This window comes from Qipengyuania sp. SM2507 (genome assembly GCF_053714505.1).
Genome location: NZ_CM132307.1, coordinates 322082 through 347881, shown reverse-complemented (window position 1 = coordinate 347881; position 25800 = coordinate 322082). Strand labels below are relative to the sequence as shown.

Here is a 25800-nt window from a genome sequence, read left to right as displayed (position 1 = left end):
ACTCTTGGCCTTCCGGGATGGGGGGAGCGCCGCCCCGTTTCAAGTCGGGAGGGGCTGAACCGTGCCATCGATGTCGGAAGACGTCTGGCATCTAGGGCCATGCGCACCCGATTGCAAGCGCGCCGCGGCGCCGCGCGGGAAAGCCCGACTTTGGGGCTGGTTTTTACGCCAGCGCGGCGATAGCGTGCCTCGCTTTGAACCATGGCCCGGGAGCAGGGGGCCAATTATGGGGGTGCCTTGATGGCCGCTAGCGATACCGGGTCGTTCTCTTTGATCGACCGCGTCACCAATATTTCCGACTTCATCTGGGGCGGAACCTGGAACGGGGTCGAAGTGATCCCCTTCCCGCCGATGACGCTGATCCTGCTGGGAATCGGGCTGTGGATCATGGTGGGGCTGCGGTTCTACCCGTTGGTCAAGCTGGGCAGCGCCTTCGCCGGGCTGTTCAAGGGTCGCAAGAGCGCGGGCGCGGGCGAAATCTCGCCCTTTGCCGCGCTCTCGACCGCGCTCTCGGGCCAAGTCGGCACCGGCAACCTCGCTGGCGTCGCCACCGCGATCGCGCTGGGTGGACCCGGGGCGATCTTCTGGATGTGGGTGACGGCGATCTTTGGCATGGCATTGGGCTTTGCGGAAGGCAGCCTCGCGATCCGCTACCGCGAGAAAACCTCCGACGGCGTCTATCGCGGCGGCCCGATGACCTACATCATGATGGGGCTGGGGCCGAAATGGACCTGGCTTGCGATCCTGTTCTGCCTCGGCACGCTGTTCAGCGCGCTGGTGACGGGCAATTCGATCCAGGCCAACGAGGTCGCCAGCGGGCTCAACGAGCTGTTCGGCTGGGAACGCTGGTTCGGCGGGCTTGTCATCGCGATCGCGGTGTTCGTGGTCATCATCGGCGGGATCAAGTCGATCGGCAGCGTCGCCGAGAAGGTCGTGCCGTTCATGGCCGGCGCCTATATCGTCATGGCGGTGATCGCGCTGATCCTCAATTTCGGCGATCTGCCCGAAACCTTCAGCCGCATCTTCAACGGTGCCTTCAACTTCCAGAGCGCCAGCGGCGGCTTTGCGGGCGCGATGATCATCCTCGCGATCCGCGCAGGCGTGGCGCGCGGGCTGTTCTCCAACGAGAGCGGCCAGGGCTCGACCCCGATCGCCCATGCCGTGGCGCAGACCGACGATCCCGAGCAGCAGGGCCGGATGGCGATGCTGGGGACCTTCATCGACACGATGGTGATCTGCACCATGACCGCGCTGGTCATCCTGACGGTGCAGGGCGACTTCACCTTCCAGGGCCAGGCGGTCGACCATGTCTGGCAATCCGATCTGGGGACCACCGCGCAAAGCGGCTTCGTCACCACCTCGGGTGCCTTCGCGGCGGCCTTCCCGTTCGAGATCGCGTCGATCCCGGTGGGTACGCTGGTCGCCTCGGTGGCGCTGATCCTGTTCGTCTTCACCACGCTCCTGACCTGGAGCTATTACGGCGAGCGGGCGATCACCTTCCTCTACGACCGCGTTCCGGGTTCCACCCGTGGCGGCGAAAAGATGCTCCACATCGGGTGGCGGGTGATCTGGTGTATCGCGATCTATGTCGGCGCGACCCAGCCCTCGCAGCTGGTCTGGCGGCTGGGCGACATCTCCAACGCCGCGATGGCACTCCCCAACCTGCTGGCGCTGGCGCTGCTCTCGGGGGTGGTGTTCAAGCTCTCGCGCGGGGATCGCACCGCGGGCAAGGACTTCCACAAGGAAACCCCGGAAGAACCCGAGGAATACTGACGCGCGGGACCGTCACCGGTTCGGCAAACAAATGGGGCCGGAAGCGTCGCGCTTCCGGCCCCTTTCTGTGTGCTGCGACAGGTCGGGCTCAGCGCGCTCCGAACAACCGCTGCAGAAAGCTGGGCGGGTTGAGCGGCTGGATCCGCCCATGGGTGTGGCGCCGCACGCTGGTGTCGCCTGTGCCCTTGGGCATGGTCCAGCGATCGGGGCTGCTGCTGCGGAAGGACAATCTCGTCATGGCTGCTTCCTTGTGAACGCGTTTCCCTGGGTCCTCGGTTAACAACCACTTCACGCCCGTTCCGGTTCCCCGCTCCGGCTCGCCGGACCGCGGCTCCAGACCAGCGCCAGCAGCACCGCCGACGCCAGCGGCATCAGATTGAGCTCGAGCGGCAGCGCCAGCGCACGGGTGGCGAAGGGGGCGAAATAGAGCAGCACCAGCGCCAGCTTTTCATAGGGGCGGAAACCGCAGGCAAGCCCTTCGCGCACCAGCCACAGGGTCGGTACGATCAGGAACGGCAGATCGTAATTGAACAGATAGGGTGGCGCGAGCGCGGTGGCGGCAAGGACCGCTGCAGCCGCACCCTGCGCATCGCCGGCAAAGCGCCGCCAGGCGAGCAGCGCGCAGCCGACCATCGCCAGCGCCAGCGCCACGCCCGCGACCACTGCGACTTCCTCGCCAGCGATCAGCCGCAGCTGCGAATAGAGGGTCGCCATGCGGAGAAAGAAATCGGCGCGGGTCACCTCCATCAGCGCCGCGCTCGCCTGCCAGCTGTCGGGATAGGCGAGCATGGTGCGCGTTCCGAACACCGCCCAGCTCGCCAGCACCAGCCCGACCACGCTTGCGCCGGCCACCACGAAGACGCGCCAGCGTCTCCCCGCCGCCAGCCAGAACGGCAACAGAACCGCCAGATGCGGCTTGATCACCAGCGCGCCGATCGCGGCCCCCGATGCCAGCGGCCGGCGGTCGAGCTGCGTCGCTGCGAACACCAGCAGCGCACCGGTCAGCAGCCCGGTCTGCGCATGGGTCGCGGCGATCAGCGCCCCGGGATAGACCAGCACCAGCGGCCACAATCGCGGGAAGGCGCGGATGCTCGCCCAGGCCCAGGCCGCGAAGGTGATCGCCACCCAGGCCAGCCAAGCGAGCGGATAGGGCAAGGTTCCGAAGGGCGTGGCCGCGAACAGGAACGGCGGCGGATTGACGAAGGCGAACCAGCCGAGCGAGCCGGTGGCGGTCTGGACCCGCTGCTGCACGGCAAGGTCGTAGGCGCTCGCCGGATTGCCCGCCGCGCTCACCTGCCCGGCGCCCCAGAAGGCGAGGAAATCGCTGCCGGTCGGGCCGGTCGCTTCGAGATAGGCCGAGACCAGCAAAGCCGCGCAGGCAAAACCCCACAGCAGCGCATAGGCGCGCACCCTGCCCGAATGCAGCCAGCGCGCCTCGCGCAGGGCCTCGATCGCCATGGTCCGCCCGTCCCTCCCCCAGTCGCGCAGAACGAGCGCGAGGCAGTGCGGATAGCGCGGAGCGGCAGGGTTGCAAACCTGCATGGAGGCCGGACCGTCGCAAGGATATCGATCGGGACGAAATGGCAGGGGTGTGCGGACTCGAACCGCAGGCCCTCGGTTTTGGAGACCGATGCTCTACCAACTGAGCTACACCCCTGCAGCCGGTCGCGGCCCGTAACCCTAGCGGCGCGCAATGGCAAGGCAATGGTTTTTCCGGAGGGTTTTCGCCACGCCCCTGCTAGGGGAGCCGGGATGCACGCGCCGCCGCCCGATCCCGCCGCTGTGCCGGAGCCGATCCCGGTCGAACTGCTGCTGCGCGCCTATCGCGCGGGCGTGTTCCCGATGGCGGACCACCGCGAGGACGACGAGGTGTTCTGGGTCGAACCGCGCGAGCGCGCGGTCATTCCGCTCGACCGGTTCCATGCCTCCAAGAGCCTGCGCAAGCTGATCCGCCACGAGCATTTCGCGGTCACCGTCGATGACGATTTCGATGCGGTGATCGATGCCTGCGCCCAGCCGCGCGAGGAACATGCCGAAAGCTGGATCAGCCTGCGGATCGAGGCCAGCTATCGCGCGCTGCACCGTGCCGGCCACGCCCATTCGGTCGAATGCCGACTGGATGGCGAGCTGGTCGGCGGGCTCTATGGGGTGGCCTTCGACCGGGTGTTCTGCGGCGAAAGCATGTTCAGCCGGGCGGACAACGCCAGCAAGGTGGCGCTCGCCTGGCTGGTCGCCTGCATGAAGAGGGCGGGCTACCGGCTGCTCGACTGCCAGTTCATGACCGGCCACCTCGCGTCGCTGGGGGCTGTGGCGATGCCGCAGGCGCGCTATCTGGACCTGGTTGCCGGAGCCTGCGGGGCGCCGGAGTGCACGCTGCCCGATGCCTGGCGGAGCTTCGCTCAGGCTGCGGGGGCGGGTTCCGGTTCGGCTGCGGCTTCTTCATCCGAATCGCCGCCCTCGCCCGGGAATTCCATCGTGCAATCCTTGACCCAGACATCGTAGATCGGGTGCTCGACCACATTGACGCTGGGGGCGTTCTTGAACAGCCAGCCCGAGAATATCCGCTGGAAATTGTCCTGCGAACCGCGCTCGAGCGCCAGCACCTGGACGAAGGCCCCGACCTCCTGCGGCAATTCCCACGGTGCGGTGCGCTCGCAAGTCTGCAGCCGCACAATCACATCGCCCACGCGGCGCGATTCGCCGGGCGCCATTTCCAGCTCCTGCGAGAGATTGTTGCGCTTGTTGAGCAGGCCGATCGTCGCCACCCGCTCGGCCAGCGGCGTGCCGATCTGCGCTCCGTCGTCGACAGCGGGCTGAGGCGGGGCGGAATCGCGCAGGCCTTCGGGAATGGTGGTGGCGACCGGATCGGGCTCGGGCGGCTCTTCGGTGCAGCCGGCCAGCAGCAGGGCCGGGCCCAGCAGCACCGGAAGAAGCGCGGATAGGCGCATCATGCGATCAGGCGTCCGGCGACCAGGCTTCGTAGTCGCCGGTCGCGCGCGCCCGCTTGCCCCCGCGCTCCAGCGCACCTGCCGGGCGATAGGCACCGGCGGTCCCGGTGGCGTTGGGCGAATATTCGGTTTCCCAGATCTTGGCCGGGGGCAAATGGCTTTCGGGCACATCGTCGAACGAGCCGTGGAGCCAGCCGTGCCATTCGCTGGGCACCCGGCTGGCATCGTTGGGACCATTGTAGATCACCCAGCGCCGCTCGCGGCCATCGCCGTGCTTCTGCTTGCCGAGATAATAGATGTTGCCCTGCCCGTCGGTACCCACCTTCATGCCCTTGCGCGCAGTGTGCAGCGAGGTGCCGATGGTGGCGCCGTTCCACCAGGTGAAGATTTTCGCAAGGAAGCCCATGGGCCGCGCGGTTAGCCGATTTGACCGGAGTCGCCAAGCATATCGTCGCCAAGCATATGTGTAATCACCACTCGACCAGATCGCCCTTGGCGATACCCAGTTCCTCGGCGCGTCCGCCGCGCAGTTCGAGAACGCCGCTGGTGATCCCGGTCGAATAGAGCGAATCGAGCGAATAGGGCGTGGTCATGGCGTGGATGTTGAGGATGCGGCCATCCTCGCCGACATAGATAATGTCGAGCGGCAGCGGGGTGTTCTTCATCCAGAAGCTGCGCACCTGCGGCGGGTTGGAGGGAAAGATCATCCCTTCCTGATCGCCCAGTTCGGTGCGGAACATCAGCCCGCGCGCCTGCGCTTCGGGCGATGCCGCCAGCTCGACGCGGAAGCGATGCACGGTCTCGCCGCTGGTCACCGTCAGGGGGATCACCTCGAGCCCCGAGACCGGATGCACGCTCGCAGCGGGCGCCGCACTCGGCGTCGCCTCGGCCGCGGGCTGCGGCGAACAGGCAGCGAGCAGGCCCATCAGGAGCGGGGCGACGATGGCTTTCATAGCGGGATGACTTTCATGACGGGGAATCTTCCCGGGCCTCTTCGACCCATTGCACGAGATCGTCCGGGGTGGCTGCATCGAGCACCCGGCGGGCGTGCTCGAAATCATGGCCCGCGCGCACCATCGCCGCAAGCTGCTTTTCGCGCAGCCTGTGCGCTTCCTCGCCTTCGCGCGCCTCGCGCAGGCCGAAGGAGCCGAAGCGCCGCTTGCGCGCCAGCGCCAGCGCGGCGGCGCGTCTCTCGGCCTCCCCGGGGGCGACATCCTCGCGCAAATCCTCGGCGATACCCGCCTGCATCAGCTGCTGCGAAACCCGCCGCGCACCATAGCCGCGCCGCAGCAGATCGGCGCTGCGCATCCGCGCGTATCCGGCGTCGTCGACATAGCCCTGCGCGACGAAACGCTCGATCAGCGTCTCGATATCGGGCGGCGGCGGCGTGTCCTCATCCTCTTCCGCAAGCTCTTCCCCGGTCCAGCCGCGCTCGCGCAGCTTGCGCTGGAGATAAGTGCGCAGCTTGCCCGCGGTGGTCGCAAAGCGCGCGACATAGGCCAGCGCCAGCTCCTCCAGCCGCGCGGGATCGAGCGGTCTAGGCTGGCGCCGCTTGGCCTTCCGGGGACGATCAGCGTGGTCCATTTGCCATAATGGTGCCACACTCGTTATCGAATGGGAAAGTTTATCGCGGCGCGCCAAACGACGCCGCGTTGCCGGGGGTTCACAAGGGATGCCGCAAGGCCCTGACTTTTCACGGATATCATAGTGCTTATGAGTGACGACGCATTGACGCCGACGCCGAACACCTGCGACCTGCCGCGCCGCCGGTCGGACTTTGCCACCTTCAACGAGGCGATCGACTACGCCGCACGCAGCGAAAAGGGCCTCAATTTTCACGATATGCGCGGGACGCTGATCCAGGCCTATCCCTTCACCGAAATGCGCGCAGACGCACTCGAGGCTGCGCGCCGGCTGGTCGCGATGGGGATCGGCAAGGACGACCGCGTCGCGCTGATCGCGGAGACCGGGCCCGAATTCGCCGCGCTGTTCTGCGGCTGCGTCTATGCCGGGGCCTGGCCGGTGCCACTGCCGCTGCCGACCACCTTCGGCGGCAAGGAAAGCTATATCGACCAGCTCGCGGTTCAGCTGGAAAGCAGCGATCCCACGATCCTGCTCTACCCCGGCGAGATTGGCGGCATGGCCAAGGCCGGAGCCGAACGGCAGGGCTGCCTGGGCGAAAGCTGGGACGAATTCGCCGCCCGTCCGGCACCCGAATGCACGCTGCCCGAAGCCCGGGCCGACGACATCTGCTACCTGCAATATTCTTCCGGCTCGACGCGCTTCCCCACCGGGGTAGCGGTCACGCACCGCGCGCTGCTGCACAATCTGCGCGGCCATGCGACCTCGATGCAGGTCCAGTCCAACGACCGCGTAGTCAGCTGGCTGCCCTGGTATCACGACATGGGTCTGGTCGGCTGCTTCCTCTCGCTGATCGCCAACCAGATGTCGGTCGATTATCTCAAGACCGAACATTTCGCGCGCCGCCCGCTGGCCTGGCTCGACCTGATCAGCCGCAATCCTGGCAATACGCTCAGCTATTCGCCGACCTTCGGCTACGACATCTGCGCGCGGCGCATCTCCAGCCAGAGCCAGGTCGAGGATCGCTTCGACCTGTCGCGCTGGCGGATCGCGGGCAATGGCGCGGACATGATCCGGCCCGATGTGATGCAAAGCTTCGTCAACGCCTTCGCCAAGGCCGGGTTCAAGGCCTCGGCCTTCACCCCCAGTTACGGGCTAGCGGAGTCAACGCTGGCCGTAACCGTCATGCCGCCGGGCGAAGGCATCCGGGTCGAGCTGGTCGAGGAGGAGCGCCTCTCGGGCCGCCCGCGCGACCTGCGCAGGCCAGCGCGCTACCGCGCCATCGTCAATTGCGGCAAGCCGATCGCAGGGATGGAGGTCGAGATCCGCGGCGAGGACGATTCCCCCCGCGCCGACCACCAGATCGGCAAGGTCTGGTGCCGCGGCGAAAGCGTGATGCATTCCTATTTCCGCAATCCCGAAGCGACCGAGGATTGCCTCGTCCCAAGTGAAGATGGCAATGGGGCCTGGCTCGATACCGGCGACATGGGCTATATGGCCCAGGGTTATCTGTTCATCGTCGGCCGGGCGAAGGACATGATCATCATCAACGGCAAGAACCACTGGCCGCAGGATATCGAATGGGCGGTCGAGCAATTGCCCGGCTTCAACCATGGCGACATCGCCGCCTTCGCGGTCGAGACCGAGAATGGCGAGGAAACCCCAGCCGTGCTGGTCCATTGTCGCGTTTCGGACCCCGAGGAGCGGATCAAGCTGCGCGACCAGATCGCCGACAAGGTCCGCGGCGTCACCGGCATGAACTGCGTGATCGAACTGGTCCCGCCGCGCACGCTGCCGCGCACCAGTTCGGGCAAGCTCAGTCGCGCCAAGGCCAAGAAGCTCTACCTTGCGGGCGAGATCCAGCCGCTCGAGCTCGCCGCCTGAAGGGGCTTGCCGGTTACTCCTCGATGCCGGTCGCCCAGCGCGCCTGCATGACCGGCCCGCCGACCACCAATTGCGGCTCGACCCCCGCTTCGGAGAGGATCTCGGCAGCGATTTCGCGCGTCGCCACGCTCCCCCCATCCAGTGCCAGCGGCAGCCCCAAGCGCTGCGACGCCCACGCCGCCAGCTCGAGATTTTCAAGCCCGGCCGGGGTCAATTCACCATTGGCGAAGGGGATCGTCGGCAGCGCCGAAAGCGGCGGGATCAGCTCCACCCTCCAGTCGGGGTAATTGTCCGCAACTCGCTGTTCGATCGCGCGAAAAGTCGACAGCCCCGCCCCGCCGAGCCCGCTCGCGCGGACTATGGCGCGGCGGTTGTCGCGGTCGATCGTCACCCCTCCCGCTTCCACCCCCGCGAGCATTGCCAGCCTTGCTCCCAGTTCCCGCGCCTCCTGGAATTCATCGCGCCGTTCCCGGGCGCTGGCGGCGGCGATTTCCGCGGTTTCCGCCTCCGCTTCGGTGCCGACGAGGAATTGCGTCAGGTCGAGAACAACCGGCTTGCCCAGCAGCGCCGTGAGCGATTCCTCGCTCAGCCTCTCGGCGGCGCGGCTCGTCTCGGGCGTCAGCACCGTGGCTTCGACCGTGATCGGGTCGGAATCGAGATCGAAATCGATCTCCGAGATTCGCACTTCGGTCTCGAAGCTCGCCACCAGCGTCGAGCGGATATTCCGTGCCGCATTGGTCTCCCAGACGATCTGCCGCAGCGAGAAGAACAGCGGGATGGCCAGCGCCACGAAAATCGCCACGATCATGATCGTCTGCCAGCGGGTCTGGCGTTCGGAGAGCGTGTGGCTGAAGCCGTAGAGCCGCGCCATCAGCGTCGCCACCAGCGCGATGGTCATCAGATTGGTGATATAGAGCAGGCTGGCGCCCCAGAAGACGGTCCAGTTCGCCGTCGCCAGCCCGAAACCGACTGCTGCGAGCGGCGGCATCAGCGCGGTGGCGATGGCGACGCCGACGATCGTGCCCTCCCGCCCGCGAATCATCGCATAGGCACCCGCAAGCGCCGAAAACACCGCCACCCCGAGATCGAACAGATTGGGCTGGGTGCGCGAGGCGATCTCGGGCGTGATGGTCTGCAGCGGTGAGACGAACACGATCAGCGCGGTCAGCCCGACCCCCAGCGCCGTCCCCGCGACCAGCGCGCGGGCCGAACCCGCCAACCAGCCGTAATCGCCGATGGCGAGCGCGAAGCCCGCGCCGATAATCGGTCCGATCAGCGGGGCGATGAGCATCGCCCCGATCACCACCGCCGGCGACGACAGCAGCATGCCCAGAATGGCGATGCCCGCCGACATGGCGAGCATGAAAAGGAAACGCGGCGAGGTATAGGCTTCGCGCCGGCGCTCGGCGATAACGGCGGGCTGATCGACGGTCTCGATCACCGAAATGCGCCACCAGCGCCGGAACACCTCGAGCGAATAGGCGAGCGAGACGCCGAAATCCTCGTCCTCGTCGAAGCGGTGAGGAGCGCTGGAGGCGCCTGTGGGTTTTGCGTCAGTTCCGGCAGCACCGCTCTTGCCGCCGCTGATTTTCCCAGCCGCCTGACCTGTCGTGGCTTCGCCCGTCACTGTGCTTCCCTGTGCATCCGCCTTGCAACCCTTGCCTTAAGCGGCGCAGGGGGCAAGGAAAAGCAAACCAGGGGCGCTGCAGCAACCTGTTCGCAAGCCGTTCTATTTGCATAACACAGTGTGCGATGCCATATTGTTTCCGACCAGGACGAGGACACGAGATGACCGACCAGCCGAAGACCCAGACCGACGCGAAACCCGCAACCGGCGCCGCAACAGCGACCGCTACCGCACCCGAACCCGCGTTCGACCTGACCCCGCCCGATCCGGTGCCCCATGTGGCGCCCGAGAAGGCGTCCGGCCTCGTTCCGGTCTCGGAAGAGAACAAGAGCAAGCTGCAGGCCAAGGTCGATGGCTTCGTCGAGGATCTGGTCTCGGTCGATGCCAATTCGCCCGAATTCGGCAAGAAGGTCGATCAGCTCACCAATATGGGGCGCAAGGAAATCGCCGCCGCCGCGGGGATGTCCAACCGCTTCCTCGATCGCCCGGTGCGGGCGATGGACAAGGACGAAGGCGTCGGCACCGATCTCGCCGAACTGCGCCGCGTGGTCGAGGATCTCGATCCCGGCAAGCGCGGCAAGCTGACCGGCACGCGCAAAATCCTCGGGATCATTCCCTTCGGCAACAAGCTCAACAATTACTTCCGCAGCTACCAGAGCGCGCAGACGCATATCCAGTCGATCCTCTCCAACCTTGCCAACGGCAAGGACGAGTTGCTGATGGACAATGCCGCGATCGATGTGGAGCGCCAGAAGCTGTGGGAGGCGATGGGCAATCTGGAGCAGATGATCCACATCTCCAAGACGCTCGACACCAAGCTCGAAGAGAAAGCCGCCGAGCTCGACGCGACCGACCCGGCCAAGGCCAAGGCGATCCGCGAGACCGCGCTGTTCTATGTCCGCCAGCGCACGCAGGACCTGCTCACCCAGATGGCGGTCAGCGTGCAGGGCTATCTGGCGCTCGATCTGGTCAAGACGAACAACGTCGAACTGGTGAAGGGCGTCGATCGCGCCAGCACCACAACGGTGGGCGCGCTGCGCACCGCGGTGACGGTGGCCGAGGCGATGACCAACCAGCGGCTGGTGCTGGGCCAGATCACCGCTCTCAACACCACCACCGCGGGGATCATCGATTCCACCAGCACCATGCTGCGCGACCAGACCGGCAAGATCCACGAGCAGGCCGCGGCGAGCACCATCCCGCTCGAGACGCTCCAACGCGCCTTCCAGAACATCTACGACACGATGGACGAGGTCGACCAGTTCAAGCTGCGCGCGCTCGACTCTATGAAGCAGACGGTCAACGTCCTGTCCGACGAGATGGAAAAGTCCAAGGGCTATATCGCCCGCGCCGAAGGTCAGGCGCAGGCGCAGAAGCAGGTTTCGGAATCGAGCCTGCTGAGCATCGAAGATTGAGCGCGGGAGAGACGGCTTGGGCGATCTGACCCCCAACAGCGACCGACTGATCGAGGAAGGCCGGGCCTTGCGCGACGACAACCGATCGGGTGGGCGCCACCGGCGCGAAGTCTCGATCGGCAAGGGCTCGGCGGCGGCCAAGCAGAAGCACTGGGTCGCCAAGATCCGCAACATCGTGATCGCGCTGTTCGCGATCTGGCTGGCGAGCGGGATCGCCGGTGCCATGTTCAGCGGGATCGGCTTCTGGGGCGTGATGGCGGTCATGTTGGCCAGCATCGTGGCGGTGGCGGTGTTTTCCAGCTTTCCCAAAATGAAAACTCCCAAGCGCGCGGACATCAACAAGGGCGATGTCCAGCAGATGGTCGGCCGCACCGAATTGTGGCTCGAGGCGCAGCGTCCGGCACTGCCCCCGCCCGCGGTGACGCTGGTCGATCAGATCGGGGTCCAGCTCGACGGGCTCGGGCTGCAGCTGGACGGGCTCGACCAGCAGCACCCCAAGGCGCGCGAGATCCGTGCGCTGGTGGGCGAGCAATTGCCCGAAATGATCGACAGCTATCGCCGCATCCCTGCGCAACTTCGCCGCGAGACGCGGATGGGTGGAACTCCCGACGAGCAATTGACCGACAGCCTCGGCAAGATCAGCGGCGAGATAGATTCGATCACCCGTCAGCTGGCCGAAGGCTCGCTCGACGACCTGGCGATCAAGCACCGCTTTCTCGATTACAAATTCGGCGAAGGTGCGGCGACCTCGCCCGAGCTTGAGCACAAACCCACCCCCGGAGCTTCCTGATGCGCGTACCCATCGCCCACGATCTGCCGCGCGAAGAAGTGCGCCGCCGGCTGCGCGAACGCAGCCACGAAATCGCCGATTTCATCCCCGGCGGGCTCGCCGATGTGACCACCGGCTGGCCCGACGAGGATCATATGACGCTGGGCGTCCGCGCCATGGGCCAGGGGATCGACGGACAGGTGGTGATCGAGGAAAACCAGGTGGTGTTCGAGGTCAATTTCCCGCCGGCGCTGTCTTTCGTCGAACCGATGGTGGCCGGCGCGATCCGCGACAAGGGCCAGAAACTACTCGCCAAGAAATAGCCGCCTCCGCCGCGTTCGGGTCCCGAAGCGCTCTACTCCATTGTACGCCAGAGGCGTGCCGATCGCGGGTCCACAATGACAATGACTTCGTCCAGCTCTCGATCGCTCTTGGGATGTGTCGGAAGTTGCAGTCGGATCGAGCAATGAAGCGCCCGGGCGAGATGACGTTGCGCCGCATACTGAAGCGCGAAACCAGGGATTCGCACGACCGGCTCGATACGGCGATGGGCGATTTGCCCGTCGGCTCGGTAGCTGGCTACACCCTGTTCCTGATCACCCAATACCGCTCGCGCGAACCGATCGAGCGCTGGATCGCGAAGGCGCTGCCTGCCGAAGAAGCGCCGCCAGCGCAGGCACCGCTGATTGCGCGCGATCTCGCGGAACTCGGGGCCGCGCTTCCGCCAACCAGCGATTTCACGCTTCCCGAGAACGCCGACCCCGTCGGGTTGGTATGGGCGCTGGCGGGCTCCTCGCTGGGAAACCGCAGCATGCTGCGCCATCGCCAGAAAACCGGCGCCGCCGGACCCGAGCATTTCCTTTCCGACACCGCCATGACCGAATTCTTCACCCGGCTGCGCGTGGGCATCGAACACACCGTTTCCGACGAATTGGCCCAGAGGGCAGTCGCCGGAGCGCAAGCCGCCTTTACGGCCTTCATCGCCGCCCTGCCCGACCAGACCCGGAACGCCAACGCATGAGCGAAGCCGGGGGATACCGAATGCCCGGAGCGACAATCGGCTCAAGGCGATGGGCGTGCCCTTCTGGCTGGCGACCGGTTTTGGCGAGATGGCCGAGAAGCAGGAGGGACTGGGCGCCTCAGGGCTGCTCGTCAAACCCTATGGACGCGAGGAACTGGCGCAGATCCTGACCGAGTTCGAGCGCAAGGGCCAGGCTCCACCTACCACCAGGCAACGCCGGCTGTCGCTGAAATCCACCGCCTCGAGCGAGGGCGCGACCGCGCTTTCGCCCGGGGCGATGACCGCGCCGCCGATCACGACTTCGCCCGACAGCGGGAGTATCTGGCAGGCGCCGCGAACGGCGCTGCGCAAGCTCCCACCGGGTACGCCGACCAGCTGGTCGACGCGGAAATGTGGTCCATCGACCAGGCAGACATCGGCATCGGGATCGATCCGGCGATGCAGTTCGCTGCGATAGACCTCGCCCGAAGCCACCGCGAGCGCCGAGTCGAGATGCAGGTCGCGCGGGCGGCCGTAGTCGAACAGCCGGTAGGTGATGTCGGTGTTCTGCTGCACCTCGATCAGCGAAATGCCTGCGCCGATCGCGTGGACCGTGCCCGCGGGCAGGTAGAAGAAATCGCCCGGCGCGGCCTCGTGCCAGGTGAGGCACTCCTCGATCGAGCCGTCGAGCGCCGCAGCGCGCATTGCGTCGCGCGCGAGCGGGCGGTCGAAGCCGATCGCCAGCCGCGACCCCGGCTCGGCATCGACCACCAGCCAGCATTCGTCCTTGCCCGGTACGCCCGCTCCCGCCTCGTCCACGCGCGGGTGGACCTGCACCGAGAGCTTGGCGCTGGTGAAGAGGTATTTGACCAAAATGTCGGGCAGCAGCGCACCGGGCTCGAACCAGATTTCGCCCACAGGCTCCGGCTCGACGCGCGCGAATGGCGCGGGCAGTTGGGTCCGTCCCCAGACCTTGGCGACGCTGCGGGTCGCGAGGCGCGGTCCCGGCATGTCCGATTGGCGGATCATTTGCCGCTCGCTCCGGGCAGCTTGCCGACCGCTTGCGCGCCGGCGCGCGTGGTGACAAGCACCTCGTCGCCATCGACGATGATCACCACATCCTCCAGTCCCATCGCGGAGACGCGCGGGCCGTCGCTTTCGACCAGCACATTGCGGCAATCGACGAGGTCGGCACGGCCGGTGGTAGAATTGCCCTCGGAATCCCGCACGCGCGCGCTCAGCACCGCGTCCCAGCTGCCGATATCGGACCAGCCCATATCTGCGGACACCACTGCGGCGCGATCGGTGTTCTCCATCACCGCATAATCGATCGATTCGCCCGCGATCGCGGCGAAGGGCGCGGGTTGCGGGTGGCATTGCCAGCCCGCATTCTGCGCCCCCGCCATGGCCTCGCCGACGCCGGCCGCCAGCGCCGGCCGGTACCGCGCGAGTTCCGCGAGATAGCGCCCGGCGCGCATGCAGAAGATCCCTCCGTTCCAGACATGGTCGCCACTGGCGAGGAAGGTCTCCGCCGTGGTCAGATCGGGTTTCTCGACGAAGCGGTCGACGCGATGCCCGCCCGCGAGCAACTCGCCGAGCCGGATATAGCCGTAACCGGTGGCGGGCTCGGTGGGCGCGATGCCGAAGGCGACCAGCCAGTCCTCGCGCGCCAGCCGCGCCGCGCGCTCGACGCCCGCGAGGAAGGCGGTCTCGTCGGCGATGTGGTGATCGCTGGGGCAGACCAGCATGATATCCTCGGGGGCAAGGTTATGCGCCGCGAGCGCGATGGCGGGCGCGGTGTTGCGCGCCTCGGGCTCGACCAGCAGGCGCGCGCCTCCATCCATCGCTGCCTGCTCCTCGATCGCGGCGACATGCGCCGCCCCCGCGACGATCAGCGGCGGCGCGAAACGCACCGGGTCGCTAACCCGGTCGAGGCTACGCTCGAACAACGTGCGCCCGCCCAACAGGTCGAGAAAGGGCTTGGGGCGCGCCGGGCGGCTGCGCGGCCACAGCCGCGTGCCGCTGCCCCCACACAGGATGACCGGATGAATTAGTGACATGCCCCGACTCTAGCGTCCTTCCTGCAAACAGCGCCAGAGCCTAGCACGCGATCATAAAGCCCGCTTTAACGTGCGAACCAGTCCTGCCGCCAGCCATAGGTGGCGGGCACCGGATTGCCTTGCGCATCGGTGGCCGGGCGGAACACGAAGCGCTCGAGTGCCAGCCGGCAGACGATCGCATCCGCTTGCGGGTCGGGGCTGGGGCGCAGGATGCGGCAATCGCGCGCCCGGCCATCGACGCCCACGGTCATCGCCACGGTCACCGAATTGCCGAAGCGCGCTGCGCGCCCGCCCTCGGGGATCGGGAAATCCCGCGCTGCATTGATATCGCCGGAAATCTTGACCGGTCTGGTCGCGACGATCCCGCCGCGACCCTCCCCGCCACGCCCGCTGCCGGTGCCCTGCCCGCTGCCAGCCGCCCCGGTGCCCTCGCCAGCCTGCTGCGCGCCGGAGCTCGGTGCGGTGCCGGTCGAGGTGGCACGCGGCATCGGCCGGTCTTCGCGCAAGCGGACCGCAGGGGTCGGCGCGGCGACCGGCGCCGGAACCGCCTCGCGCCCGGGATCGCCCTGCTCTCCCTCGTCGGGCTCGGGCTCGACCTCGGGGGGTGGTGGCGTCGGCGGTTCTTCAGGCGTGGTGACGGTGACCGAGAAGGCGGCAACCACCGAATTCTCGACGGTCTGCACCGCGCCGGGCGCCAGCGCGCGGATCAGCCCGTAGAACAGCGCGGCATGGATCAGCACGACGCCCGCGATCACCCAGGGGTTGGGGCGGCGTCTGTTCGCACGATAGCGGCTCGGTTCGACACTCATGGGGATGGAAACGATTGGCCGCCGCGCCGTGTTCCGCGGTTCAAAAGGAAACGGCGGCCCCCGGGTGGGGACCGCCGCTCCTGTTACCAAATAGCGGTAAAGCTTCGCTTAGAATTCGTAGCGAATACCGACCTGGATACGCCAGATAGAGGACGAGGTGCTTACATTGTTGTCGTCTTCCGGATTGAACCCGGAGACGATGTAGCGTCCCTGCGCGTCGACACCGCCATCATAGAGGTCGACGGTCTGCTGGAAGCCACCACGACGACGGAAGACGTTGGCGCCCTCGTCGAAGAAGTTCAGCAGATTGTCCATATCGGCGAAGAGTTCGATGCGATCGTCGACCAACCCGGTCAGGCTGCCGATGAAGGGCAGTTCCTGGCTGAAGCGGAGGTCCAGATCGTAGAACCAATCGTTCCGGCAGGTGTTGCGGCTGATCGACTGGCCGAGCGTGAAATCGCACTGCCCACCCACTTCGGAATTCGCCAGATAGTCCAGAAGGGACTGAACAGCGCCCGCATTGGACGAGGGCGAAATGTTGGGGTCGCCAGGGCCCGTGGGCAGGTAGATCAGCGCATTGCCGGTACCCGACGCGCTGTCGTTGAACACGCCGCCACCATCGAAGGTCAGGCTGTAGGGACGGCCCGAACGGGCGTTAAAGAAGACGCCGAGGCGGGTCGCGTAATCACCGAAGAACTCTTCGCGGAACGAGAGCGCGGCGGTGATGTTGTGACGGGTTTCGAAGTTGGAGGTCGAAACCGCCGGGCTCTGCCGGTCGAAGGCGGCGGTGACATCGTAGTTCGACGTGGCCGTCGAGGAACCGACATTGCGGAAGTTGTCGGAGTCGGTCCAGGCATAGCCAAACCGCAGAGCCGTGCTGCCACCGTCGGTGAACAACCCGCCTGCGAAGTCCTTCGACAGCAGGATCGATGCCGTGTGGCTTTCGTAGCTCTGTCCATTGGTCAGCTGCAGTTCGTCATCGCGACCGGTGGCGAAGCAGGCTGCGTTGACGTTGGTGTAGACCGGCGGTGTTCCACCGGTGCCCTGCAGATCCGCATTACAGCCTGCGTTCGAAGGATCGATCGCACGGTAGATCGGGCGACCGTCGACCGTGAAGCCGCCATCGGCCCGACGCACATCGGGCGTCTGCGAAAGATCGACGACGTTGATCGGGTCGATGTACTTCGAATAGATGTAGTCGAGGTTCAGCCTCCAGTTGCTGAAGAACCCGGTTTCGGTGCCGAGGTTGGAGCTCAGGCCGAAGTTGGCACGCAACACGGTTGGGGCCTGGAATTCCGGATCGGTCGACTGGGCATCGGCGAGGCCGGCAGCTGCCTGGGCCGAACCGGCCGCGGCCGCGCAAGCCGGGAAGCCGGTGAACTGGCCGCCAACGACCACATCGGTGATCGCCGGGTTGCAAGCCAGCGTCGTGCCGAGGCCGGTCGAGAAACCGTTGTTCGAGAAGGCGTTGGAGAAGAACACGACCGGGTCGCCGCCCGAATACATGCCCACGCCGCCGACCACTCGCGTGTTGCTGAGGAAGCCGTCGTTGTCGAGTTCGTAGGTGGCAGCGAAGCGCGGCAGGATCACCGGATCGATCTTGCTGAACGGATTGGCGTTGGTGAAGCCGTAGCGATCGAAGAAGGCCGGGTTGGGGCGCGGCGCATCGCCGTCGTAGAACTGGACGCGCAGACCGGTGGTCAGCGAAAGCTGCGAGGTCGCCTGCCATTCGTCCTGGGCGTAGAACGAGTAGATGGTCCGACCGAAAGTCGCCGCCGCCTCGTTGATGTCGCCACCCGGGGTCGCGTTGATATCGCCACCATAGGCCGCTCCGCTCACGACCTGATCCGCCGTCGGGAAGAACGTCGTACCGGTCGTGACAAGGCCCTGCTCGAAGGCGTCGAGATTGGCGAAGTAGAGCGAACCCGTCGCGTTCACGGCGAAGAGGTTGTAGACTTCGAGGTCGTTGACCTCCGCACCGATCTTGAACAGGTGGTCGCCCGCGTCGATGTTCATCAGGAAGCGCGCTTGGTCGGTCCGCGTCTCGAGCGCATTGGCCGAGCGGAAGATGCCTGGACCGGTCGAAAGCACGCCGTTGTCGTCGTCGGGCGTACCGAGGATACCGTCGTTGCCGGGCTGAGCGACACCGACCACCAGCCGGACGGTGGGGTTTTCGGCCTGTGCTTCACCGAAACCGACCGGACCCTGGACGTCGGTCACTTCGGCGCGGCTGAGGCGCAGTTCGGTCGAGACCTTGTCGGTCCAGTCGGAATAGAGGCGGACCGAGTAGTAGTCGGAGACCGTGCCTTCGTCTTCGAAGGAATTGAAGCCGGTCAGGTTGTCGCCGCCGAAGTCGCTTTCGACATTGGTTTCCTCGAGCCGCTGATAGGTCGCCTCGAGACGCTGTCCCTCGGTGATGTAGGCGTCGAGGCGACCGAAATAGCGGACGCTCGATTCGGGCAGGGTCGTGGGATAGCCGCCGACGTCCTGGCCATAGACGGTGCTCGCGATCTGCGCGAAGCGGTCGAACTGGCCCTGGTCGACGAAGCGCGCTTCGTTGGGGAAGCCGCCACCCTGGGGACCGAAGTCGTTCGCATCGGCGAGGTCGGTTTCTTCGTAACCCGCATAGAAGAACAGGCGATCGGGAATTATCGGCCCGCCCAGCGTCGCGCCCCAGCGCTTTTCCTCGAAATCGTCGACGATGTTGGGCACGCCGTCGATCGAGTCGCCGCGCAGGTCGGCATTGCGGAAGGTGTAGAAGGCCGAGCCGGAGAACTTGTTGGTGCCCGACTTGGTCACGACGTTGACGAGACAGCCGGTGAAGTCGGAATATTCGACATCGAACGGTGCGAATTCGACCGAAGTCTCGCGGATCACGTCGAACGGCAGCGGCAGCGCGTTGCGCGCGGCGAACGGCGTACCGTTGAGGCCGAAAACGTCGGCCTGGACGATGCCGTCGACGGTGAAGGTGTTCGAACGGTCGTTGCCGCCGAGGCAGGAGATGCGATCGACCTCGTTGTCGCGGTCGAGGCTGACGCGCGGATCGAGGCGGATGATGTCGCGCACGTCGCGGGTGAGCGAAGGGAAGGCTTCGAGCGTCGCTTCGCCGAAAGCCGTGCCAGGGCCGACCGCGAGCTGCTGCACATTGGCGCGCGCGCCGGTGACGACGATTACGCCTTCCGCTGCGCTCGGAGCGAGTTCGAAGGTGAAGTCGGTGTTGCCCGAAACGGTGATGTAGGTACCTTCGACCGTCTGACCTTCATAGCCGTCTGCGGTGACGGTGACGGTGTAGGGCCCGCCGGGAACCAGCGAAGCGGTGCGGAACGTACCGTCCGTGTCGCTGACCAGCGTCCGGGCCTGGCCGGTGCGGGTGTCGGTGACGACCACGGTGGCGCCGGCGAGCGGGGCGCCGGTCTCATTGAGGACACTGCCTTCGACACCCGAGGTGATCTGCTGGGCTGAGGCCGGTGCGGCAATCATGCCGGTGGCTGCGGTGAGGCTGACGACCGATGCGGCCAGGAGGTACTTAATCTTCATCGAGCGGATCCCTTCGACTCGTGAATTGATGGGGAACGAAAATCGCGTCCCGCCGTTAGCGGGCTCGCCGCTCCCAAGCGACTCTTATGTGACATGATAAAGACACGCATCGCGCGTTTATGCTGCAGCAGCGAAATGGCGATTTTTATCGCGCCTTTTCATACGCTTGTACCTGTGGCGCAGAGGCCACACCGCTGGAGATTTCTGAGTCGTTGCACTTGAGGCACAGGGGCCGCGGCACGAATCCCGTCAGGCGAGATTGATCTCGCGCAGCCGCTGCATCAGGAAATCATGGCTCGAGATCGGCTCGGGATGATCCTGGGGCGCGGCAGGATCGATGCAGGAAGGCAGTGTCTCGATCACGTAATCCGGACGGAAATGCAGGAAGAACGGCATCGAATAGCGCGCGCGGTAGGCGGCCTCGCCGGTCGGATTGACCACCCGGTGTGTGGTCGAGCGCAGTTTCCCGTTGGTCAGCCGGTCGAGCATGTCGCCGATATTGACCACCAGCGCTCCCTCGGGCGGATCGATCGCCAGCCATTCGCCGCCGGTGGTGAGGAGTTCGAGCCCGGCCTCTTCGGCACCCAGCAGCAGGGTGATGGTGTTGATGTCGCCATGCGCCGCGGCGCGAATCGCCCCCTCGGCACCCTCGCCCTCGAGCGGCGGGTAGCGCAGCAGCCGCATCACCGAATTGCCGTCGGCCACGGTCGGCGCGAAAAACCCGCGCGGCAGGCCGAGATGGAGCGCGATTGCCTCCAGCACCCGCGCGCCCGCATCCTCGAACGCGGCGTAGAGCGCCGTGAAGGTTTCGCGGAAACCATCGACCTCGCCGGGCCAGATATTGGGCGCCATGAATTCGGAGAGCTCGTGGCCCTCGGGCAGCTCGCGCCCGACATGCCAGAATTCCTTGAGATCCTGGACGCTCGCACCCTTGGCCTTCTCGGTGCCGAACGGGGTATAGCCGCGTGCACCGCCGCCACCGGGGATGTGATAGGCACGCTTGGCATCGTCGGGAAGCGCGAAGAACGCCTTCGACATCGCTTCCGCGCGGTCGATCAGGTCCTGCGGGATGCCGTGATCGCGGATCACCGCAAAACCGTATTCCTCGAAGCTTTGCCCCAGTTCCTGCGCCACTTCCTCGAGCGGGCGGGCGATCGAAACGCTGGCGATGTCGGACATGGCAGAAACCCTATCAATACGGCAGGAACAGCCCCGCCAGCGCCGCGCTCATCAGATTGGCGAGCGAACCGGCGGCCAGCGCGCGCAGGCCGAGCCGCGCAATAACGGGGCGCTGGTTGGGCGCAAGCCCCCCGGTGACCGCCATCTGGATCGCGATCGAGCTGAAATTGGCAAATCCGCACAAGGCAAAGGTGACGATGGCGCGGCTGCGCTCGGAAAGCGCGCCCGCCTCCACCGCGCCCAGCTCGATGAAGGCAACGAATTCGTTGAGCACGATCTTGGTCCCGAACAGCCCCCCCGCGATCCCGGCATCCTCCCACGGAATGCCGATCAGGAACATGACCGGCGCGAACAGTGTGCCCAGCGCCATCTGGAACGAGAGCTCGGGATAGCCGAACAGCCCCCCGGTCCAGCCGAGCAGGCCGTTGGCCAGCGCCACCAGAGCGACGAAGGCGAGCACCATCGCGCCGACCGCGACCGCCAGCTTGACCCCGGTCTGCGCGCCCTGCGCCGCCGCCTCGATGATGTTGGCGGGCTTGTGCCCTTCCTCGAAGGTCTCGGCGATCTCGACCTCGTGAGCCTTGCCGCCTTCGACGAGGGCAGCGGGCCCATCGGCGCTGATGCGGCTTTCGGGGAGATCGAGCCTTCCTTCCGCCTCGGTCGACGGCTCGCCGTCGTCGGGCATGATGATCTTGGCCATCAGGATCCCGCCCGGCGCCGACATGAAGGCGGCGGCGAGCAGGAAGGGGAGATATTCATTGCCCAGCAGCCCGGCATAGGCGGCCAGGATCGTCCCCGCGACGCCCGCCATCCCCACGGTCATCAGCGTGAACAATCGCGATGGCGACAGCGCGGCGAGATAGGGGCGCACCACCAAAGGGCTCTCCGACTGGCCGACGAAGATATTGGCTGCCGCGCCAAGCGATTCGACCTTGGAAATTCCCGTCACCCAGCCGATCGCGCCGCCGACCCAGCGCACCACCCGCTGCATCACGCCCAGATGATAGAGAATCGAAACCAGCGCCGCGAAAAAGATGATCACCGGCAGCGCGCCCAGCGCAAAGGTGTTGGCGAGCGGGTTCGTCTCGCTCGGTCCGAACAGAAACTGAGTGCCCTGATCCGCATAGGACAGCAGCGCCGCGACGCCATTGGCCATGCCCTGGATCACCGCCCGGCCGCCACTGGTGGCCAGCACGAGAAAGGCCATCAGCGCCTGCAGCGCGAAGGCGGACGCCACGATCCGCAGGCGGATGCGGCGCTTGCCCACCGACAAGAGGAAGGCGATCGCGAGGATCACCACGATACCGATAAGACTGGCAACGATGGGGGGCATGCGGAGCCTTCCGGTAAGGGCAACTGCGGATGAAATCGCGCGCTGTCTTGCGCGCATGGCCCCATTAGTCAATTTCGGCCTGCTTTAACCGACCGATCTTTCACCGATTCCGCGAATGGGACCACACCAGATGACCCAACCAGCCGATACGACCCGCCTCGCTGCGGCGGCCATGCCGCGCGGATTGTTCGTCTATCTGCTGTTCTACGGCGGGATGACGGTGCTGGCCGGCGTGCTGGCGTTCAAGCAGGTGCGGCTGTGGCCCACCGATCTGGCGGTGGAATCGGGGATCTTCGCGTTCCTGCTGCTGGTAGTGATCTCCAGCACCATCGCCCAGCTCTACGGCGAGAAACTCGCGAGCCGGCTGGTGTGGTGGGGCTTCCTGCCGCTGGCGGTCTCGGCAACGCTGATCTGGGTGGTGCTCTCGATCCCCGCCTCATCCGAGATGGTCGAGTTCCGCGGCGAGGATCTGGCGGCCTTCGAGACGGTGCTGTCGCAGACCCCGCGAATCATGATGGCCGGGCCCGCCGCCTATCTGGTGTCGCTGCTGCTCAACGTCTGGATCTTTTCGCGGCTGCGCGGCGAGGGCGAGGGCAACACGCTCGGGCTGATGGTGCGCGGCGCGATCGCCAGCGCGCTCAGCCAGGCGATCGATTCGGTGATCTTCGTCACGCTCGCCTTCTATGGCGAGTTCGACATCACCGACCTGATGATCGGCCAGGTGATCGCCAAGGTCGTGCTGAGTATCGTTCTGGTGCCGTTCCTGATCGTGGGCGGGGTGGCGCTGGCCAAGCGGCTGGATCGCACCACGACAGCTTGAGTGTCGCCGCCTGAGCAGGCGTTACGGGCGCTCGATCCCCTCGACAACGCGGTCGTCGAGCCTGTCGCCGTGGAGCACCGAGACATCGCCGGTGGTCTCCAGCACCACCGCGCGGACCTTGCCCATCTCGAGCGCATTGGCCTCGCGCAGCTTGGCGATCACGTCGCTCTTGGCGACGCGCGAGATTTCAAGCGCTTCCTCGATGAATTCGCCATCGTACATCAGAAAGATCGGGCCGTTCTGGATCGCATCCTCGAAGCGGTCGGAGTTGCGTCTCAGCTTGGCGAGCAGATACTGGAAGAAGAACAGCGCCGCCATCGTCAGCAGCGCCTGGGCAAAGCCGGTCCAGGCGGTCGCCTGGACCGCCCCCGCGAGCAGCGAGCCCGAAGCGATCGTGACCACAAAGTCGAAATTGGTCATCTTCGACAACGTCCGCAGCCCGATCATTCGGATCACCGCGATCACCCAGACCATTCCGATGGCGCTGAGCACCACCACGCGGGTGAGGATGTCGAGTGCGGTGTCGTCGAAGAACATGGCCTGGCCCCTTGATTGCTTGTCCGCCCAACGGACGAGACGGCAAAGCTATCCGCGAACCCCCGCGATCATGCGGAACAGCTCGCCCCGCCCAGCACGCAGAAACGGGCGCAATGTGGATGGTTGAGCGCGACCTCGCCCGCGGCCTCGGCGAGGCTGTCGCCGAGATCGAAATCGGCGTGATAGGGGATCAGCGTGCAGGCGGCGACGCGCGGGCGCGGCTCACCCTTGCGGTGGACCACCATCCGGCTTGTCGCGCACATGATATCGGCGGGCGACTTGCCGAGGATCGACCAGCACTGCGTGGTGATCTCGGCGATGTCCGCCGCCGCGTCCATTTCGGGGAACAGCACCAGCCGCGCCGGATCCATCGCATCGACCGCGATACCCTCGCGCGCGAAGAGCGCGGCGTAATGCGCGCGCGCCTCTCGCTCGTCTTCGCCGGGGACCATGCGGCCCGCGACTGCGAGCGAGAAGCCCTCGTCCGACAGCCAGCGCAGCCCCTGCATGGCGGGCGCCCAGCTGCGCGGGCCGCGTTCGCCCTCGTGGACCGCCTGGGTGTGATGATCGAGGCTGATCCGCAGCGTGAGCCGTTCGCCATGGCGTTCGCGCAGGACCATCAGCGCCGCCTCGTGCCGCCGCATCGGCTTCATGGCGTTGGAGAGCACCAGCGCCGCGTACCCGCGTTCCAGCGTCTCCTCGAGCAGCGGCAGGAAGTCGGGGTTCATGAAGGGCTCGCCCCCGGTGAAACCGATCTCGCGCGTCCCCAGCCCTTCCGCCTCGTCGAGGAAGGGCAGCGCCGCCGCGCGGGTCAGATAGAGCAGCGCGTCATTGGTCGGGCTGCTCTCGATATAGCAGCTCGCGCAGGCCAGATTGCACAGCGTGCCGGTGTTGAGCCACAGCGTCTCCAGCCGGCTCAGCGGCACGCTGGCGCGCGCTTCGCCAGCGGCCGTCCAGTCAGGGTCGGCGAATTTGGCGCGCGACAGCGCAGGCGCCTCGACCCGGAAGGGCGAGGGTCCGGTGGGCGCGTTGCGGGTCGCCGCCCGGCTCACGCGAACCGCCTGCGCAGCTTCGCCAGCAGGCCGGCCCATTTCTTGGGTGCCGCGCCGAACACCGTCGGCTCCCAGGCGGTAAAGCTCGCCGCCTTGGAAATCTCGCTCCGCGTCGGATAGGCGATCACCGCCGAGCCGAGCGCGAATGTGCTGCTCTTGCCTGTGATCGACTGGCTGAAGGGCAGCAGCAGCTCGCCCGCATGCTTGCCGACGATGCTCGCGCCAAGCACCTTCTTGCCCTTGAGCACCAGCTTGAGCTGGCCGATTGTGTCGCCATCGGCGATGGCGCGCTCGTTGTCGTCGAAGCCCTCGACCACCACGCTCACCGCATCGCCGTACTTCTCGCGCGCATCCGTCTCGGTCATGCCGACCTGCGCCACCTCGGGGTCGGTGTAGGTGCACCACGGCAGCGCCGACCAGTTCACCTTGGTCGGCAGGCCCAGCGTGATCTCCAGCGCGACGTTCGAGCCTTCATAGCCCGAGACATGCGTCAGCCGCGGCCCGTCGCGGCAATCGCCGATCGCATAGATGTGTTTGAGCGAAGTGCGCCGCCGTTCGTCGACCACGATCCCGTTGGGACCGATTTTCACGCCGACATCCTCGAGCCCGAAACCCTTGGCATTGGCCGCGCGCCCGGTGGCGATCAGCAGATGCGAGCCCTCGATGGTCTCGTTCTGTCCGACATGGAGGCGGATGCCCTCGTCGCGCGCCTCGACTTTGCTGGCCTTGCCCTGGACGAAGCGTACCCCCTCGCCCTCCATCACCTTGCGCACGATGGCGACGCTGTCCGCATCGTCGCGCGCCAGCAGCGCTCCGGGCTCGACCAGCGTGACCGCGCTCCCCAGCCGACAGAAGGCCTGCGCCATCTCCATGCCAATCGCGCCGCCGCCGACCACCACCAGATGCTCGGGCCGCTCGGTCAGGTCGAACAGCGTCTCATTGGTGAGATAGGGCACCTCGGCCAGCCCCTTGATCGGGGGGAGCGCGGGGCGCGAGCCGGTGGCGATCACGATCCGCGGCGCCGACAGCGTGCGCCCGCCCACCTTGACCGTATGCTTGCCGGTAACCTTCGCCCAGTCGCGAAACACCTCGCAGCCCATTTCCTCGAAGCGGCTCTGCGAATCATGCGGGGCGACTCCCGCGATGGCGGCGTGGATATGCGCATGGACCCCGCGCCAGTCGACCCGCGGCTTCGCCAGCATGACGCCATGACGCAGCGGGGTGCGCGCCTCCTGCGCGCGGCGGGCGGCGGCGATCAGCGCCTTGGACGGCACGCAGCCATCGTTGAGGCATTCGCCGCCCATTTCGCGCGCCTCGATCAGCGCGACGTCGAGCCCGAACAGCGCGCAGCCGCCAGCAGCAGTAAGCCCCGCGGCGCCGCCGCCGATCACGATAACGTCATGGGTGAAGTTCATGGCTTGCCCCCTAGCCGATTATGCTGACAAAGCGAGCCCGAAGCCCCCCTTCGCGACAGCA

General features: G+C 66.3%; 24 protein-coding genes and 1 tRNA gene. 8 read left to right on the top strand and 17 right to left on the bottom strand.

Annotation, left to right across the window (positions count from 1 at the left end; genetic code table 11):
- The first annotated feature begins 240 nt into the window (after nt 1-240).
- The gene (locus ACWIKC_RS01650; RefSeq protein WP_454598405.1) at nt 241-1773 is read left to right on the top strand and encodes an alanine/glycine:cation symporter family protein; all 1533 of its coding nucleotides are present in this window, start codon (nt 241-243) and stop codon (nt 1771-1773) included.
- Nucleotides 1774-1861: 88 nt separating this feature from the next.
- On the opposite strand, the gene ACWIKC_RS01645 is transcribed toward ACWIKC_RS01650, so the two are convergent.
- The 3 genes from ACWIKC_RS01645 to ACWIKC_RS01635 form a co-directional block, all read right to left on the bottom strand.
- Nucleotides 1862-2011, bottom strand: a complete 150-nt coding sequence (locus ACWIKC_RS01645; RefSeq protein WP_454598404.1) for a hypothetical protein — start codon at nt 2009-2011, stop codon at nt 1862-1864.
- 50 nt (nt 2012-2061) lie between these two features.
- Nucleotides 2062-3315 (bottom strand): glycosyltransferase family 87 protein, encoded by a 1254-nt coding sequence (locus ACWIKC_RS01640; protein ID WP_454598403.1) that lies wholly within the window; start codon nt 3313-3315, stop codon nt 2062-2064.
- Nucleotides 3316-3354: 39 nt separating this feature from the next.
- A tRNA-Trp gene (locus ACWIKC_RS01635) sits at nt 3355-3430 on the bottom strand.
- A gap of 95 nt (nt 3431-3525) precedes the next feature.
- Between ACWIKC_RS01635 and aat the strand changes: the two genes are divergently transcribed.
- Nucleotides 3526-4275 carry a leucyl/phenylalanyl-tRNA--protein transferase gene (gene aat / locus ACWIKC_RS01630; RefSeq protein ID WP_454598402.1) on the top strand — a complete coding sequence of 250 codons (750 nt, stop codon included), beginning with the start codon at nt 3526-3528 and terminating at the stop codon, nt 4273-4275.
- On the opposite strand, the gene ACWIKC_RS01625 is transcribed toward aat, so the two are convergent.
- The 4 genes from ACWIKC_RS01625 to ACWIKC_RS01610 all read right to left on the bottom strand — a co-directional run bounded on the left by ACWIKC_RS01625 (nt 4173) and on the right by ACWIKC_RS01610 (nt 6305).
- Complete coding sequence (locus ACWIKC_RS01625; RefSeq protein ID WP_454598401.1) at nt 4173-4724, bottom strand: DUF2155 domain-containing protein; 552 nt, start codon at nt 4722-4724, stop codon at nt 4173-4175. The genes aat and ACWIKC_RS01625 overlap by 103 nt on opposite strands.
- 4 nt (nt 4725-4728) lie before the next feature.
- Entirely contained in the window at nt 4729-5127 is a 399-nt protein-coding gene (locus ACWIKC_RS01620; RefSeq protein ID WP_454598400.1) for an NADH:ubiquinone oxidoreductase subunit NDUFA12, read from the bottom strand.
- Between the two features lie 64 nt (nt 5128-5191).
- Nucleotides 5192-5674 carry a DUF192 domain-containing protein gene (locus tag ACWIKC_RS01615; protein WP_454598399.1) on the bottom strand — a complete coding sequence of 161 codons (483 nt, stop codon included), beginning with the start codon at nt 5672-5674 and terminating at the stop codon, nt 5192-5194.
- Nucleotides 5675-5687: 13 nt separating this feature from the next.
- The gene (locus tag ACWIKC_RS01610) at nt 5688-6305 is read right to left on the bottom strand and encodes a regulatory protein RecX (protein WP_454598398.1); all 618 of its coding nucleotides are present in this window, start codon (nt 6303-6305) and stop codon (nt 5688-5690) included.
- Nucleotides 6306-6434: 129 nt separating this feature from the next.
- Here ACWIKC_RS01610 and ACWIKC_RS01605 point away from each other — a divergent pair, with 129 nt between their 5' ends.
- Entirely contained in the window at nt 6435-8186 is a 1752-nt protein-coding gene (locus ACWIKC_RS01605) for a fatty acyl-AMP ligase (protein ID WP_454598397.1), read from the top strand.
- 13 nt (nt 8187-8199) lie between these two features.
- Here the strand turns inward: ACWIKC_RS01605 and ACWIKC_RS01600 are convergent, their stop codons facing one another.
- Entirely contained in the window at nt 8200-9813 is a 1614-nt protein-coding gene (locus ACWIKC_RS01600) for a DUF389 domain-containing protein (RefSeq protein WP_454598396.1), read from the bottom strand.
- Nucleotides 9814-9974: 161 nt separating this feature from the next.
- Between ACWIKC_RS01600 and ACWIKC_RS01595 the strand changes: the two genes are divergently transcribed.
- The 4 genes from ACWIKC_RS01595 (at nt 9975) to ACWIKC_RS01580 (ending at nt 13018) form a co-directional block, all read left to right on the top strand.
- A complete protein-coding gene (locus tag ACWIKC_RS01595) occupies nt 9975-11228 on the top strand; it encodes a toxic anion resistance protein (protein WP_454598395.1) in 1254 nt (417 codons plus the stop codon).
- A gap of 16 nt (nt 11229-11244) precedes the next feature.
- Nucleotides 11245-12018, top strand: a complete 774-nt coding sequence (locus ACWIKC_RS01590) for a hypothetical protein (RefSeq protein WP_454598394.1) — start codon at nt 11245-11247, stop codon at nt 12016-12018.
- Nucleotides 12018-12320: a polyhydroxyalkanoic acid system family protein gene (locus tag ACWIKC_RS01585; protein ID WP_454598393.1), complete on the top strand. Its 303-nt coding sequence runs from the start codon at nt 12018-12020 to the stop codon at nt 12318-12320. The genes ACWIKC_RS01590 and ACWIKC_RS01585 overlap by 1 nt, the downstream gene beginning before the upstream one ends.
- 143 nt (nt 12321-12463) lie before the next feature.
- The gene (locus tag ACWIKC_RS01580) at nt 12464-13018 is read left to right on the top strand and encodes a biliverdin-producing heme oxygenase (RefSeq protein ID WP_454598392.1); all 555 of its coding nucleotides are present in this window, start codon (nt 12464-12466) and stop codon (nt 13016-13018) included.
- A 138-nt stretch (nt 13019-13156) separates the two neighbouring features.
- On the opposite strand, the gene ACWIKC_RS01575 is transcribed toward ACWIKC_RS01580, so the two are convergent.
- The 6 genes from ACWIKC_RS01575 to ACWIKC_RS01550 all read right to left on the bottom strand — a co-directional run bounded on the left by ACWIKC_RS01575 (nt 13157) and on the right by ACWIKC_RS01550 (nt 21915).
- Complete coding sequence (locus ACWIKC_RS01575) at nt 13157-14026, bottom strand: class I mannose-6-phosphate isomerase (protein ID WP_454598391.1); 870 nt, start codon at nt 14024-14026, stop codon at nt 13157-13159.
- Entirely contained in the window at nt 14023-15057 is a 1035-nt protein-coding gene (locus tag ACWIKC_RS01570) for a mannose-1-phosphate guanylyltransferase (protein ID WP_454598390.1), read from the bottom strand. The genes ACWIKC_RS01575 and ACWIKC_RS01570 overlap by 4 nt, the downstream gene beginning before the upstream one ends.
- Before the next feature lie 65 nt (nt 15058-15122).
- Nucleotides 15123-15866: an energy transducer TonB gene (locus tag ACWIKC_RS01565; protein WP_454598389.1), complete on the bottom strand. Its 744-nt coding sequence runs from the start codon at nt 15864-15866 to the stop codon at nt 15123-15125.
- Between the two features lie 108 nt (nt 15867-15974).
- The gene (locus tag ACWIKC_RS01560) at nt 15975-19403 is read right to left on the bottom strand and encodes a carboxypeptidase regulatory-like domain-containing protein (protein ID WP_454598388.1); all 3429 of its coding nucleotides are present in this window, start codon (nt 19401-19403) and stop codon (nt 15975-15977) included.
- 249 nt (nt 19404-19652) lie between these two features.
- The gene (locus ACWIKC_RS01555; protein ID WP_454598387.1) at nt 19653-20582 is read right to left on the bottom strand and encodes an isopenicillin N synthase family dioxygenase; all 930 of its coding nucleotides are present in this window, start codon (nt 20580-20582) and stop codon (nt 19653-19655) included.
- Between the two features lie 13 nt (nt 20583-20595).
- Nucleotides 20596-21915 (bottom strand): NupC/NupG family nucleoside CNT transporter, encoded by a 1320-nt coding sequence (locus tag ACWIKC_RS01550; RefSeq protein WP_454598386.1) that lies wholly within the window; start codon nt 21913-21915, stop codon nt 20596-20598.
- Between the two features lie 130 nt (nt 21916-22045).
- Between ACWIKC_RS01550 and ACWIKC_RS01545 the strand changes: the two genes are divergently transcribed.
- Nucleotides 22046-22735, top strand: coding sequence for a queuosine precursor transporter (locus tag ACWIKC_RS01545; RefSeq protein ID WP_454598385.1), 690 nt, complete (start codon nt 22046-22048; stop codon nt 22733-22735).
- Between the two features lie 21 nt (nt 22736-22756).
- Here the strand turns inward: ACWIKC_RS01545 and ACWIKC_RS01540 are convergent, their stop codons facing one another.
- The 3 genes from ACWIKC_RS01540 to ACWIKC_RS01530 all read right to left on the bottom strand — a co-directional run bounded on the left by ACWIKC_RS01540 (nt 22757) and on the right by ACWIKC_RS01530 (nt 25739).
- Nucleotides 22757-23272, bottom strand: coding sequence for a DUF421 domain-containing protein (locus ACWIKC_RS01540; protein WP_454598384.1), 516 nt, complete (start codon nt 23270-23272; stop codon nt 22757-22759).
- Between the two features lie 68 nt (nt 23273-23340).
- Nucleotides 23341-24324: a radical SAM protein gene (locus ACWIKC_RS01535; RefSeq protein ID WP_454598383.1), complete on the bottom strand. Its 984-nt coding sequence runs from the start codon at nt 24322-24324 to the stop codon at nt 23341-23343.
- Nucleotides 24321-25739, bottom strand: coding sequence for a dihydrolipoyl dehydrogenase family protein (locus ACWIKC_RS01530; RefSeq protein ID WP_454598382.1), 1419 nt, complete (start codon nt 25737-25739; stop codon nt 24321-24323). Before ACWIKC_RS01530 ends, ACWIKC_RS01535 begins: the two co-directional genes overlap by 4 nt.
- Nucleotides 25740-25800 lie beyond the last annotated feature (61 nt).

Excerpts from the sequence above, each read along its gene's own strand:
- ACWIKC_RS01650 (WP_454598405.1), top strand. The coding sequence starts at position 241 with ATGGCCGCTAGCGATACCGGGTCGTTCTCTTTGATCGACCGCGTCACC.
- ACWIKC_RS01645 (WP_454598404.1), bottom strand. The coding sequence starts at position 2,011 with ATGACGAGATTGTCCTTCCGCAGCAGCAGCCCCGATCGCTGGACCATG.
- ACWIKC_RS01640 (WP_454598403.1), bottom strand. The coding sequence starts at position 3,315 with ATGCAGGTTTGCAACCCTGCCGCTCCGCGCTATCCGCACTGCCTCGCG.
- aat (WP_454598402.1), top strand. The coding sequence starts at position 3,526 with ATGCACGCGCCGCCGCCCGATCCCGCCGCTGTGCCGGAGCCGATCCCG.
- ACWIKC_RS01625 (WP_454598401.1), bottom strand. The coding sequence starts at position 4,724 with ATGATGCGCCTATCCGCGCTTCTTCCGGTGCTGCTGGGCCCGGCCCTG.
- ACWIKC_RS01620 (WP_454598400.1), bottom strand. The coding sequence starts at position 5,127 with ATGGGCTTCCTTGCGAAAATCTTCACCTGGTGGAACGGCGCCACCATC.
- ACWIKC_RS01615 (WP_454598399.1), bottom strand. The coding sequence starts at position 5,674 with ATGAAAGCCATCGTCGCCCCGCTCCTGATGGGCCTGCTCGCTGCCTGT.
- ACWIKC_RS01610 (WP_454598398.1), bottom strand. The coding sequence starts at position 6,305 with ATGGACCACGCTGATCGTCCCCGGAAGGCCAAGCGGCGCCAGCCTAGA.
- ACWIKC_RS01605 (WP_454598397.1), top strand. The coding sequence starts at position 6,435 with ATGAGTGACGACGCATTGACGCCGACGCCGAACACCTGCGACCTGCCG.
- ACWIKC_RS01595 (WP_454598395.1), top strand. The coding sequence starts at position 9,975 with ATGACCGACCAGCCGAAGACCCAGACCGACGCGAAACCCGCAACCGGC.
- ACWIKC_RS01585 (WP_454598393.1), top strand. The coding sequence starts at position 12,018 with ATGCGCGTACCCATCGCCCACGATCTGCCGCGCGAAGAAGTGCGCCGC.
- ACWIKC_RS01580 (WP_454598392.1), top strand. The coding sequence starts at position 12,464 with ATGAAGCGCCCGGGCGAGATGACGTTGCGCCGCATACTGAAGCGCGAA.
- ACWIKC_RS01575 (WP_454598391.1), bottom strand. The coding sequence starts at position 14,026 with ATGATCCGCCAATCGGACATGCCGGGACCGCGCCTCGCGACCCGCAGC.
- ACWIKC_RS01570 (WP_454598390.1), bottom strand. The coding sequence starts at position 15,057 with ATGTCACTAATTCATCCGGTCATCCTGTGTGGGGGCAGCGGCACGCGG.
- ACWIKC_RS01565 (WP_454598389.1), bottom strand. The coding sequence starts at position 15,866 with ATGAGTGTCGAACCGAGCCGCTATCGTGCGAACAGACGCCGCCCCAAC.
- ACWIKC_RS01560 (WP_454598388.1), bottom strand. The coding sequence starts at position 19,403 with ATGAAGATTAAGTACCTCCTGGCCGCATCGGTCGTCAGCCTCACCGCA.
- ACWIKC_RS01555 (WP_454598387.1), bottom strand. The coding sequence starts at position 20,582 with ATGTCCGACATCGCCAGCGTTTCGATCGCCCGCCCGCTCGAGGAAGTG.
- ACWIKC_RS01550 (WP_454598386.1), bottom strand. The coding sequence starts at position 21,915 with ATGCCCCCCATCGTTGCCAGTCTTATCGGTATCGTGGTGATCCTCGCG.
- ACWIKC_RS01545 (WP_454598385.1), top strand. The coding sequence starts at position 22,046 with ATGACCCAACCAGCCGATACGACCCGCCTCGCTGCGGCGGCCATGCCG.
- ACWIKC_RS01540 (WP_454598384.1), bottom strand. The coding sequence starts at position 23,272 with ATGTTCTTCGACGACACCGCACTCGACATCCTCACCCGCGTGGTGGTG.
- ACWIKC_RS01530 (WP_454598382.1), bottom strand. The coding sequence starts at position 25,739 with ATGAACTTCACCCATGACGTTATCGTGATCGGCGGCGGCGCCGCGGGG.